Origin of the sequence: Pseudomonas sp. NPDC087342 (assembly GCF_044744265.1) — a bacterium.
In the GTDB taxonomy this organism is placed as follows: Bacteria; Pseudomonadota; Gammaproteobacteria; order Pseudomonadales; family Pseudomonadaceae; genus Aquipseudomonas; species Aquipseudomonas nunensis.
The window spans coordinates 80,714-93,978 of sequence record NZ_JBIUXZ010000011.1 but is presented as its reverse complement, the minus strand read 5'-3'; the positions used below and the strand labels follow the sequence as shown (position 1 = coordinate 93,978).

The window sequence follows — 13,265 nt, the reverse complement described above, 5'->3', positions numbered from 1 at the left end:
CGCTGATCAGTGCCTCTTTTTAACTGCGTAAATATACGTGTTCGTTGCGGGTATTAACTCATGTGAGTGGTTGCCATCCTGTGCGTACTTGGAATCGTTTGGCTGGCCACATAAGTCAGATAATTTACGCCGACGGTTACTCCGGTCGCGGTGGAAACAAGGCTGGCGTAATCGCTTATCTTCGAGAAGGTATCCATGCCGGCGCCGATTCCACCGACGCCCGATACCTTGCCCAGATATGCAGTGATAAGCCCTACCCAGGCCGCGGCGAGATGAGCATTCGCCGCTTTATCATCGCCATCATTGTAGGCACCTATTCCTCGCACGATGGAACGAGTTGCTTTAAGCAGGCTTGCCACCAACCCCACCGGAGGAATGAACAGCGAGGCAACATCAGCGACAAACTCGACCACAATCATCGTGTCGCGCCAGAACGCTTCGGAAAAACTCGTCGTCTGATGATCTACATCGGCAATAAAGCGATCCACCATCGGCGCGTACTCATAGTGAAGAGCGGTAATCGCCATTTTTAACCCGGAAAGCTCGAGCGTTGATTTGCGCTGTCGAATTTCGTGAAAGTAATTCTCCACTGTTGCTCGGTCTTGCAACCGAACACACTCCAGAATGGTGTTTTTTAAAGCGCCGCCACGCAGGTCCGCATTGATATCGTCGGCCGTACGGAACATTTCTTCTTCTACCGAGCCTGGTAGATACAGTATGTTTTCCGAACGCCCGTTGACTGTCCCAGTGAACCAGTAGGCGCCATCTACACGTTTCCCTTTCAAGTAGCAGCCATATATCCAACCGTTTGAAGGGTAAGAATGGGTGTCAGTATCCAGGCGATCCAGGATTGCTTTTAACCAGTCATAACGCTCCGGCGTAAGCTTGCCTTTGACTTTCTGAACCAGCGCATCCCTCTGCATCCTGTTCTGCTTAAGCTTGCCGTATAAAGCAGCACGAGCAGAACGGTCCTCGGGCTTACCGGCGACGAAGTCTTTTTTCAGATACGCAATATATTTATCACCTGGCAATAAATCGATCAGTTCACTGATGACAGCACCATTGAGCCTATCGAGGTTTTTCCCATCCCTCGATTTGAACGTTGCGGTACGCACCGTATCTTTGATCTGCACAACAACACTCGCCGCTGGGTGAACCCAGGCAAATGCCTGAATAAAAGGACTGGTATCGGAGCGCCACACTTCCCAGTTTATAAAGAGTTGAGTCAGCGTCATGGCACTGTGGCCCTTGAGATTGACTTCAATCTGATCCGGATCCAGCTCCGGATGCGCACCCGAGCGGCTTAAATATTGATTAAGTTCACGCTTTACCAGGTCACGGGCAAATGTTTGAAAAGGAATGACGCTTCCTGTTTCTTTGGTCAGCGCAAAAATGGCCTTGTGCTCAGTGTGCAATCGCGCAAACGTCTGGCGGTCTGCCAAAGTGGCTGCTTTGAACCAGTCAGGGGTCGAAGTTCTTTGCGCCTGATTAGCCGACTCAATCGCTTGTTGGACGCTCATGCGCAAAGGCCTTTGCGGTTCCACCCTCCAGTCGACAAACCTGATGTCGTTGCTCTTGCCTGCCATGGCCAGCGCACCAGATTCTTTTAACTCGTGCTCTATCTTTACTTGGTCGGCAGGAATGGATTGCTGCACGACATACTGAAGCCCTTCTGACCCCGCGCACCAGCCGGCAATGTGTTTCTGCAAATCGCCATAACTTGCAAATTCAAACCAATCCCGACCGCCCGGCGCACCTGGGGCGTACAACACATGCGGAAACTGTGTCTGATGGTTTGGCTGGGAATAGACAATCATGTCTTTGAACGGAATGTGACCATTACGGAACAACACACCCCAGACCACGAATGCCTGATCACCCAGATTGCAACGCTGGACCACCTCCAGGCCCTTCGGATTGAGATGGTTCTGCAGCTGTGCGCTGAAAACCGACAACGCCGTGAGCCTGCCCGCTGTTTCAATCAGTGCATCCTGTACCGCCGTCTGACGATAAACAGATTGGCGATAGTCGGGATACTTCACACGCAGGTCCAGCGCTTCAATAACCGATTCGACAAAGCCCTGTGTCAGCACAGCAGCCGTCGGCCCTCCAACGCGGAAGATAAAACGGGCACTTTTATCGTGCAGCCCACTGATAGAAAGCTCTGTCAGCGTCATCTGTTCTTCGTGCTCGATCTTTTTTGACCCGAGTCGGAAGGCATGACGAATCGTTACAAGAATATGATCTGGATCGATCTTCGTCCCCGTTCGTTGAAAAACATGCTGCTCAACACTTGCGCGTGCATAAGCCTTCAGTGAAACGGCGTTGCCTACCCGCTCATGCAGTTCGACTTCACTTTGCAGATGCGCTTTTTCCAGCGCCACATAACGCTGCTGGTCGGCTTTTGAAGCAACTTTCAACCACTGTGGCCAAGCATTTCTGGTGGCTTGTTGCAAATACCGGGCGGCACGCGTGTTGCCATCGGCAGTCACCTGAATCAAACCTTGTGTGCGGCGGAGTGAGTCCATGACCGTTGCATAATCATTGCCGGTCTCCTGTGCTTTCTTCCAGTAATGGGCGATATCGAGCGCCTGCTTTTCGAGTTGCCCGGTCGCGCAATAATTGAACAGATCCTCTTTGATATTAAAAAATCGGACGCCAAGCACTCCCTTTAAAGAACTGACCCCCTCAACAGGCAACGCTTCTAGCAAGGCCTTACGGCTGCTATCAACGCTCAACAATTCTGTAATGGCCCGGTGAAGACTCAACGAATCCGAGAACCTCCTGAGCCCATCGTTCGGCAGATAAAGTGCACAGGTACGCCCGTCATTACCGGGGACAAGTTCATTCTTGGTAGCGCCATCAATTTGTATAACAAATGCAGCAGGTAGGACCTGAACCTCCCCGTTACTCCCGACAATAGACACATTGAAAATTGATTGAGGCCAGACACGCGATGCTAAATACGCTCGATTGATCCAGCCTTGTTCATCTGCTGTGAAGTGTCCGTTGTGTACCACCAGATCCAGTTCAGCCCAAAATGCCTTGGCATATAGCTGCTCCAGCCGATCCTTCGGTGCCAGTAATTGCCGTCCCTGGGCATCGGTTCCGATGGCGGTCACCCAATAGTCATTCAAGTGAAACCCGTAACCCGGCACCAGGTTGACGAGAATGCTTTCAATCAGCCTTTCAACATCATAGATACCAAGTGTCTTGATTTGCGCCGAAAACGAAGTCGAATCTGGCTGATCGTACACGCCATAAACACCGATCGTGTATTGGGGTTTTAGTCCTCGTTCGAGACACTCCTGGACAACTTGAAACAGCGCCCCCACTGGTTGATAACCACCCTTGGGATCGACAGCCACTCTGTTGATGTAAATTTTATTCAAATCAAGATCAGGTTTGATTTGTCTCAGCGCATTGGTTACCAGCGTATGAAACATCACGTCAACCGCCGGCACTGCATTGCACTCGACAGCGATCATCGAGTTGACATCATTCAGCACGATCATCTTTTCGTGGACAATCGAAAACTGCTTACTTTCATTACTCACGTACACATTCCCTTGTTAACCATGAAGTGACTTTCTGCCACCCCGTCGAATGCGCCAACCTTATAAATTTAAAATCAAAAAAAGAAGTCGAAAGCTATTTCCAACTATATGTAATAAACAATTAAAAATACGACTCACACAAACTAACAATTAATCGACAACACCGTTAATTAATATGACTACCCGACAATACCCAGACGTTTGGCCTTGGCTACCGCTTGCGTTCTGCGCTCCACCCCCAACTTCCCATGAATCCTTCGAGCATGGGTCTTCACCGTGTGCAGCGATATATATAACTGCTCAGCAATCTGTTGATTGGAATTACCCAGGGCAATCAACTCAAGCACCTCCCGCTCTCGCAGGCTCAGTGGATTTTCATTGCCGATCGGTCGAAGTGATTCCGACTTCGCATCGTGATCAGACAGATGGCGAACAAGTAGGGGCTGACGCCGGCTCACATCACTTAATGCCTGTTGCAAGTGCCAACGGGCAATCAGTTCCCGAGCCTTTTCCCAAGCCACGCGTGCTGTCGTTTCATCACCGGCCAGCCAGGCAAGTTCTGCCTGCGCCAGGCGCAATTCCGTTTCAAGGTTCGCCATACCGTGCTGCCTGGCTTGATCGAGCAGATCGTCAAGTTGCACATGAGGAACCTGCCCCAGCTGGACTTCAGCCAGCACCAACAAGTATTCAATCCGCGGAATCAACTCAAGCGTCGCCGGCGGTGCCTGCCGTGCATTCGGAGCACGGTAATGACGCATTACCCGAGTCAGCGCCTCACGAGCCAACTCCGGTCGTCCCTGCTGTAACCAGAACTGGCTGCTGACCTGCAACATCACCCCGCGATACACCGTGTCGGGAATCTGCCGTTGCTGCATCAAACGTTCGGCGTCGCGCAACCGGATAAATGCCTGGGCGTAGTCGCCCTGATTGGCGGCCAATTGCGCCTGACCGAGAAAACCGTACAGCACGCGTTTGTCCTGGCTGCGCAGGCAAGCATGCAGGCCCGAATCAAAAAACTCGGCGGCTTGCGCATCGTAACCCTGGCTCAGGGCCAGACGCCCCCGGCGCAAGGCGATACGCCCCAGCAGTGGCGTCGCCGGGTCGGCCTGCTGACTCAGCAGTTCGTGAATATTGGCCAGCAGGCTTTCGGCACGTCCGGCAGCGCCACGCTGCTCCAGCAACTGCGCGTGATCGAGTTCCAGCAACCCTTCGTACAGCAGCGAATTGTGCGCCCGCGCCAGGCATAACGCTTCGCGATTCAGGGCCTGGGCAGCTTCAAGGTCGGCGTTGAGCAGCGCTTGCTGGGTCAGCCCGGACAGGCATAACAAACGCGCGGGCCAAGCCTCGGCCCCGAGAGCTGCAAGCGCTTCAAGAAAGTGTTCGCGAGCAGATTCCCCGCGTCCCTGCAAATGCAGCAACCAGCCCATTTGCGCCTGCCAACGCGCGAGTAATTGGCGCTGTAGGATAGCGCTCGGTTGCGGGGCGAATCGCTCCAGTTGTTCGATACAGGCCGACGCCTGTTCAAAGCGACCGGCGAACAGCAACGCCGCCGTGACCAGCCCGACCAATTGCGGCGAACCGAGCATCAAGTCATCGCCATGTTGCTCATGCAAGCGCAACAGCAACGCCGCGTTCTGGCCGCGAAACAAATGCTCAAGATTGAAATGCTGCAGCAAGCTGACGGCCACCTCGAATTCTTCGGCCAGCAACGCCTGTTCGAACGCCGCTTGCCAGTCTTCCTGGGCGCAAAACCACTGACAGGCACGCCGATGCCAGGAGCGCCCGCCTGGCCAGGGCTCATCGCGCATCAACCGACTCAGCGGCGCGAACACCTGCAACCAGTCCGGCGACTCTTGCCAGGCCTCGATAAAACAGCCGCGCAGTTGTAACTCGTGCATCCAGCGCGCGCCCTCCCCGGCGCCGAACAGGTGCTCGCACAGGCTGGCATTAAACCGTGGCAGATGCGCCAGCACTTGCCAGGCTTCGATCAGCTCGGCGGGCAAGCTGCTGAACAATTCATGCTGCAGATAATCGAGCAAGGTCGCCGTGCGGCCAGGGTGATTCGGGTCCTTGGCCCATTGGCAGCCATCGAGCAGGGCGATACGAACGGCAGCGCACCAGCCACCGCTGCGCTGGAAAATTCGCCGCGCGGTTTTCGCCGCCAACGGCGCTTCCACGTGATGCAGCAGTTGCTCGATTTCGGCCGCCGTCAGCGCCAGCGTGCGGCCATCGAATTCATGCAGTTCGTCGTCCAGCAACAGGCGCGGCCAGTTGCAATGAGGGCGCCGCCGACCACTCAACCACCAGGTGATCTGTGGGTTGCTCACCGCCAGTAGTTGATCGAGCAGCCCATCCAGGTCCGGGGTGGGCACTCGGCAGTAGTCATCGACAAACAACCAGATGGGTGTCTGCACTCGCGCCAGATGCGCCAACAATGCCGTCTCGTTTGTCGCCGGCAGCTCAAGCGCCTCCGCCAGCCGCAGGCAAAAATCGGCTCGGCTCAACGCCACACCGGATAATGCCAGCCACACCACCCGACACTGCGCTGGCGCCTGCAACAAGCACTCGGCCAGCAACGCACTCTTGCCACTGCCCGCTGGCGCGCACAGCAGTTTTACCCGCGCAGGCGATGCCAGCAGCGGTTCGCTCAGCCGGGTTCTGGAGAGGTGATGGGAGGACAGGCGAGGAAGAAATCCAGGCCGGTCCAGACACGGGGTCATGGCGGTCATAGCGGCGTGCCTTTTTATAGTTGTGCCGCCACCCTAGCCCTCTATAACGCGCTTGTTGAGAAACATTCAGAACGCTGATTGCTGCCCATAAAAAAGCGCGACCCACTGGTCACGCGCCCTGACTTGTAGGAGCGAAGCTTGCTCGCGAAGGCGTCGTGTCAGCCAACATCATTGTTGACTGTACGGCCGCTTTCGCGAGCAAGCTTCGCTCCTACAGGGGTGTGGTGTTTCCTTAGCGAACACCCTCTGCACGCAGGGCCGATGGCGTGTAGTCGGCGGCCTTGGCTTCGAAGCCGAATTCGAAGCTGTGTTTCTCTTCGTTCTTCATGCCCAGGGCGATGTAGCGACCGGCGATGATGTCGTAGAGCGCTTCAAGGGTGTAGGCCTGGGCCTGGTGATCGTAGTAGTACTGGGCGTGACCTTCGGCGACGCGCCACAGTTGGCCACGACCGTCATAGTGGTCCACCAGCGCCACTTGCCAGCTGTCTTCGTCGATGTACATGTGGCGTTTGGCGTAGATGTGCCGCTCGCTCGGCTTGACCGTGCCGACCACTTCCCAGACCCGGTGCAATTCATAGCGGGTCAGGTCCTGGTTGATGTGCCCGGCCTTGATGATGTCGTCGTACTTGAGGCTTGGCGAGTCGAGTTTGTAGCTGTTGTACGGGATGTACATTTCTTTCTTGCCGATCAGTTTCCAGTCGTAGCGATCCGGGGCGCCGGAGAACATGTCGAAGTTGTCGGACGTGCGCAGGCCATCGGCGGCAGTACCCGGCCCGTCATACGCGACTTGCGGCGCACGACGCACTCGGCGCTGGCCGGCGTTGTAGATCCACGCCAGGCGCGGTTCCTTCACCTGGTCGAGCGTTTCGTGCACCAGCAACACGTTACCGGCCAGACGCGCCGGGGCGGTGACCGACTGTTTGAAGAAGGTCAGCACGTTGGCGGCTTTTTCCGGGTCCAGGTCCTTCATCAGTTGCGGCACGGCGATCTCTTCTTCGAAGCGGATCGGCGTGTAGCTGCCGTTGGTCTGCGGGGTCACCTGGGTGATGATGCGCCTGAGGTTGCCGCCGTGATAACGGGTGATGTGGTTCCACAGCACTTCGACGCCATTCTTCGGAATCGGGAACGCGTAGTAGCGATTGCCGGTGAAATTGGCGAGGCCGTTACCGTCGTTGATGCTGGTGACGTTCAAGGCACTGCGCTTGGCCGACTCGTAGATTTCCGGCGGCACGGCGACAGTGCGGTGGGTCGGGTAGACCGGGATCTTGTAGGTTTCCGGGTAGCGCTTGAACATCGCCACCTGGCCTTCCGAGAGTTTGTCCTTGTACTTGTCGACCGTGGCCGCCGTGATCACGAACAACGGTTTTTCACTGGCGAACGGGTCGGCGAGGAAGCCTTTGCTGTCCACCGCGCCTGCGTTTTTCGGGATGCCGCCAGTCCAGGCCGGAATCGAGCCGTCGGCGTTGCCAGCCTTCTCTGCACCCAGTGGCGTGAGGCTGGTGCCGAGCTTGTTCGCCTCTTCCGGCGACACCGCCGCCATCACGTTGGCCGCCAGCAGGCTCAGGGCCAGGGCGCCGCATTGCAGAATCATCTTGCGCATTAAAATCATCCTTCTCAGCCAGATCAGAAGTTCACGCCGAAGCTCAGCGCCAGGAAGTCGCGGTCAGTCAGGGTGTTGTAGTCCCCGCCAAAAAAGTCGGTGTAACTCAGGCTCGCGGTGTAGGTGTTGCGGTAGTCGGCATCGACACCGACGCTGATCGCCTTGGCACCTTCGTTGAACAGGCCGTTGGGGCCGTAACCGCTGACATCATGGGACCAGGATAGGTTGGGCTTGAGGTTGATGCCGCCGATCACGTTGGCGTAGTCGAGGATCGCCCGGGCGCGGTAGCCCCAGGAGGTCGAGGTGACGAAGCCGTCGGTATCGCCGCCGAAACCGTACTGGCCGTAGACCGAGTCACGGCCGTAACGCAGCTTGTTCCGCGACTCCAGGCCACCGACCCGCACCACCGCCGCTTCACCGACCAGGGTCAAGCGCTGGGCGCCCAGCACCTGATCGAAGAAGTGCGTCAGGGTGCTCTGGAGCTGGGTCACTTCCTTGCGGCGATAACCTTTGTTGTCAGAGCCCGGCCCGGAGGCAATCGGCGAGGCCGCGCCGCCAGCAATCGGATTGATCATGGCCAGGGTCAGGTCGTTGGTGTTGACCTGCACCGGGGCGTTGGGGCGGTAGCTGATCTCGCCGGTCCAGGCGGTGCCGGTGGGCAAGGTGGTGGAGAAGCTCGCGCCGTACAGGCGAATGTCTTCCGGGTATTCGAGGTAGTACTGGCCGCGACCCAGCATCACGCTTTGAGCCAGGCCCGAACCGCTGCCCGGTGCCAGTCGGTTGGCAATGCTGACCATGCCCGGCAGGCTGGCCAGGGTCGACGCGCCGGCGGTGACGGTGCCGACCGTCGGTGTGCGGCTGTGGTAGTTCATGAAATACAGGCCGTACTCGGTATCGTCACCGAGCCAGCGCAGCGCCGTGCCCCACTGCCCCGAATCCCGCGCATCGCGGTCGCCGCCACGCGGCACGACCACGCCTTCGCGGGTGACCTGGATCGGCTGGCCAAAGGCTGCCGCCAGCGGTGCCAACGGTGCAATCGCCGGGCTGCCGACGGTGTAGTTGTTGTTGCAACCGTCCGCCGCCACATCGACACCGAAGTAGGTGCCGCAGTTGTCGAGAACGGTCTGGTCCCATTCCAACTGGTAGAAACCTTCAACGGTCAGTTGATCGGTCAAACCCTGGGAACCGAACAGCATGTTCACCGGGATCAAGCCTTCCTTGATCTCTGCGCCGGGACGCCGAAACGCGGAAACGTCGATCGGGTTGATGCTGTTGATCGAGTTGCCAATGAAGGTACTTTCGCCCCAGCTCACCACCTGCTTGCCGGCACGCACGGTGCCCGGCAAATCGGCGATGGAATAGTTGTGATAGATAAAGGCGTCGAGGATCTGTGCCCCGGACGACTTGGCGCCTTCCTTGCGACCGCTGTCGCTGATCTGCTTGAACTCGCGGTCCTCGTCCTTCAGTTCGAAGTCGTACCAGTACTTGCCACGTACAAACACACCGGTGTCGCCGTATTTCAGTTCAAGGTCGTGGATGCCCTTGACGATCTTGGAGAAGGTTTCGCCCTTCTTGAAGTTCAGCCGCCCGTCATCACCGGTCGATGACTGCCCCGTACCGCCGTTGACCGTGCCGACCAACGACTTGTCCGCATCACGCATGCCCCAGCTCGCGCCGACGGACAGCGAAGAATCGAACGTGCCCTCGATTTCCCCGACATTGAATGCAACGGCCTGGGCTTGTGCGCAGCAACCCAAAGCCACCGCAGCGGCAAGCGCCTGCGGCGTGAAGATGGCGCGCATTGTTGTTTTTGTCATGCGTCTTCCCCGGTGAGTGACAGAAGGCCCCACCCTACTGCCGCCAGTGGGGAGCGATAAGCGCACCAAGGAGGTATTCGCGCTGTACCTCTAAAGGATGAATGCCCATACGGGACGGGGTTTTGCGCGGGGTATGGATGGGCTGGATGGGGGGTTATCAGTTGAACGCATGACGCCGGGCTCGCGCTTATTTATGTAGCAACTTCCGAAGCCTGCGTTCGCCTCTGTAGCAGCTGCCGAAGGCTGCGTTCGGCTGCGAAGCAGTCGCGAATCCAGACGTTGCGCTACATCAGGGTGACCGCGTGCACAGGTTTTACGACCGCTTCGCTGCCGAACGCAGGCTTCGCCAGCTGCTACAAAACCGGGCGATCCCTGGTAATCCGGGACTGTTACACGCCCCGTAACAGTGCATGTCTCGAATCGCTATTTTTCCTTCGGGCTCAAACCCTTATTCTTGCCGCGCTTTCACGGGAAACCACCGGGAAGCACGAAGCCGTGGCGTGGTGATCGATCCATGCCATCGGCGAAAGATTTCAGATGAGTTGAAGCGGTTTTTCAGGTCATCGCTACCGTGTTCACTGACGTTGATTTATTGCTCCTTGATCAATCGTCTTACTTTGGCCGCTGCGGTTGCAGCGGCCTTTTTTATGCCTGTTGAAAAGTCGACACGCTCGTCCCGCGAAATTCTTCCGAAAACAGTGTCGGACGTTTCTTTTTGCGCAGAAGAATTCAGCCATAGATCTTATTGACCTGCGAACGCTCTCTCAAAACAAACCTCCCATTTCGCACAGACTTATCAGATCCAACAACCTCAACTCTGCTGTAACTTAAAACGCATCAAATCTTCTGGTGACAAGGATGTCGCTACCGGTCGTGATCGCACACCCCGCGCTATCGAGCACATTCAAAAGGACATGAATATGCAAAAGCCTCCACCCTTTGTACTGACACAAGCTGTCCATACGACAGCGATAGCTCCTCCGAACACATCAATAATTCGCGGGATATCCTCAACTCTTCCCCATAGCGGCATGTTTGGCATTCCGACCAACGTTGTAGTCAATTCGCGGGAGTTCACTGCCCACAGCATGAAAACTTCCAGGGAGTTTCAAACTCGCACAGAACAATTGGCTCAATCTATCGAGCTAGATCTGGCTACTACACGATTAGAAGGTCCAACTCATGCACTTCCTCCCGCAGAAGCCATAACTCGAGAGCTAGGAGTACGTCACACACTTATTCTCAGGAAGTCCGCTGACTTCCATCAAAAAACTGCAATTGCACATCAGTATTTTGGGGATGATCCGCTCACTAAAAACTTTGATGACTACTTTCGGAAAGCCCAGAGCATCGATAAAACGGTGAATGCGCGGGGGATCGCAATGCAGGCTTGGGTAACCTCGTACAGAGCGGCCCACGAAGCGAATTTGCTGTCGAAATCAATCCAAATGCTTAACCAGCAACAAATCGAAGTTCACCAGTGGCTGGCTGCCGTGCAGGCCAACGACCGGGAGCGAATCGCTGCGGAGCAGCAAGCACAGCGTGCAGCAGCCGAACGGGTGCGATTAGCGGCCGAAGCTGAAACTCGGCGACTCGCTGCCGAACAAGCAAAACTTTCCGAACAACGGCGTCAGCAAGCTTTGATCGAGGCCGCGAGGCGCCAAAAGGAAGAAGAGCAGATACGGATTCGTGAACAGGCCCGGCTGGCCGCGTTGGCGGATAAACAACGTCAGGATGCCCAACTGGCGAGTCTGGCTGCCGAAAGAGCGCGGATAAATGCTGAAGCCGAAGCTCAAGAAATAGCGCGGATTGCGGCGGTGAAGACAGCGTTGGCCGAAGCTGAGTCAAATGCTGAAGCAGCCGCACACGCATTCGCTGCCGAACAGGCTCGTCTTCACGCTGAAATGGAACAGCGTATCGAGGCGATACAAAAGAAACTTCTCGCCGAAAAACAGAGTCTGGAAATTCGCCGCAAAGTCATTGATACCGCGATTGCTGTGGCCAAACGACAAGCGCAACTGGCGACATTGAAGATCCAGCAACGAAAGGAAAACGCACAAGATCAGCAACGGGTTCAACCGGAGTTACAAGCTGAGGCAGAACTCCAGCAAGGGCAAAGCCAGACGCCGCAAACCCAACGTGTTTACCCGGCCTCAGGAGCTGTGGCTTCCACCAGCCCGATTTTCTCCTTCACCTCGACGGCCATTCGCCTTGCCCCCGCAACGTCATTCGCAATTCTCACCGCACTGCGAACCGGATTACTGACTGTGACAGCGGCGGGAGCGGCGCTGATCAGTCCGGTACTGGTTGGCTTCGCCGCTCTGTTGATGCCATCGCGCCTGGGCAATGGCGAGCGCTTGTCCATGAGCGTTCCCCTTGCCGAACTGTCGCCGGCGTCCTCACAGACATTGCGCGAAATAGCAGATCGACAAGGCACGCTGGAAATGCCCGTAGGGCTGGGTGTCCGGCCACTCGGTCCTGGCGCAGAAGCGTTCGTCGCGACGGCCGACGACTTCCATATTCGCTCGAGTGTCCCGGTTTTGAACGCGACTTATAACTCGCTGAACGACGTTTACGAAACCGCACTACCGGACTCGCCAGCGGACCTCCTCACCTGGACACCCGCCATCTCGCCGGGTAACAGCTCGACTGAATCGCCCATGTTTGAAACCGAGTTACAGGCGTATTCCGGCGGGACGATTGTTCCCGTTGAAGGGCGACTGGATCTGCATCCGATACTGGTCGAAGGCTGGGAAAGATTCATCATCGTGTTTCCTGATGACTCGGGGATTGCTCCGCTGTATGTGGTGTTTAGTAGTCCGTATGCCGGAGCTTCCGTCAAAGGGAAATACAGCGGTCGCATTTTTAACCCCGAGCAGGCTGGAGGTCCGATACTCCATCTGGATTGGCGCACGGCAGTCATCACGCAAGCCGGGATCGATGCTGTGAAATTGCACATCGCAAGGCTCGACCAATCGGATGCCAACGAGATAATGATTCAACGACTGGGGAAAATCCTTGGCGGATACTTGGAACACACAGATACAGATTTACGCTATTACACTCATGAGATTCGGGAGCTAGAGAGATTTCGAGCGTTGGGCTTGACCGATGGCTTTAAACCCGACAGAGAATCTCCATTCTGGAACAACGCACACACTGCCACCCTGGAGGATTTCAAGCTTCGAGATGATGAGGCGTTGCTCTACACAAAAGACGCCATTGCGGCTGCAGACAAACAAGATGAAGCGTTTTTCAACAATTTGTTGAAAGGAGATAAGCAATGAGCACCGTCGAGCAAATTGTCAGAAATGAATCGGTAGAAGATGTGCTGACTGTATTCGCACTTGGCTCGGCTATTCCGTCACTGGACAGAATGTTTGGACGTTACAGGTACGAAGTCGTTGCAAGCGGTGAACTGCTTGAAACGTATGCGAGACTTTTCGAACAAGGCGTTTTAGCTAACGGCAACGGGCCGGTTGCCGTCAAAGGACCGAACTGGCAAGCCCCCAAGTTTATGACTGACAACAAATATCCTTAGTCAACAAGTCAGGCCACCAAG

6 protein-coding genes are annotated in these 13,265 nt (G+C 56.1%); 2 read left to right on the top strand and 4 right to left on the bottom strand.

Features of this window, described 5'->3' with window-relative positions:
- Window positions 1-53: 53 nt before the first annotated feature.
- The 4 genes from ACIOYV_RS21090 to ACIOYV_RS21075 all read right to left on the bottom strand — a co-directional run bounded on the left by ACIOYV_RS21090 (window position 54) and on the right by ACIOYV_RS21075 (window position 9,703).
- Window positions 54-3,557, bottom strand: a complete 3,504-nt coding sequence (locus tag ACIOYV_RS21090; protein ID WP_401326692.1) for a dermonecrotic toxin domain-containing protein — start codon at window positions 3,555-3,557, stop codon at window positions 54-56.
- A 179-nt stretch (window positions 3,558-3,736) separates the two neighbouring features.
- Window positions 3,737-6,286 (bottom strand): LuxR C-terminal-related transcriptional regulator, encoded by a 2,550-nt coding sequence (locus ACIOYV_RS21085; protein ID WP_401326689.1) that lies wholly within the window; start codon window positions 6,284-6,286, stop codon window positions 3,737-3,739.
- A gap of 232 nt (window positions 6,287-6,518) precedes the next feature.
- Window positions 6,519-7,886, bottom strand: a complete 1,368-nt coding sequence (locus ACIOYV_RS21080) for a DUF1329 domain-containing protein (RefSeq protein ID WP_401326686.1) — start codon at window positions 7,884-7,886, stop codon at window positions 6,519-6,521.
- Between the two features lie 23 nt (window positions 7,887-7,909).
- The gene (locus ACIOYV_RS21075; RefSeq protein ID WP_054049815.1) at window positions 7,910-9,703 is read right to left on the bottom strand and encodes a DUF1302 domain-containing protein; all 1,794 of its coding nucleotides are present in this window, start codon (window positions 9,701-9,703) and stop codon (window positions 7,910-7,912) included.
- A gap of 920 nt (window positions 9,704-10,623) precedes the next feature.
- Between ACIOYV_RS21075 and ACIOYV_RS21070 the strand changes: the two genes are divergently transcribed.
- The gene (locus ACIOYV_RS21070) at window positions 10,624-12,990 is read left to right on the top strand and encodes an S-type pyocin domain-containing protein (protein ID WP_401326683.1); all 2,367 of its coding nucleotides are present in this window, start codon (window positions 10,624-10,626) and stop codon (window positions 12,988-12,990) included.
- Window positions 12,987-13,244: an immunity protein gene (locus ACIOYV_RS21065; RefSeq protein ID WP_401326680.1), complete on the top strand. Its 258-nt coding sequence runs from the start codon at window positions 12,987-12,989 to the stop codon at window positions 13,242-13,244. Before ACIOYV_RS21070 ends, ACIOYV_RS21065 begins: the two co-directional genes overlap by 4 nt.
- Window positions 13,245-13,265: the final 21 nt, after the last annotated feature.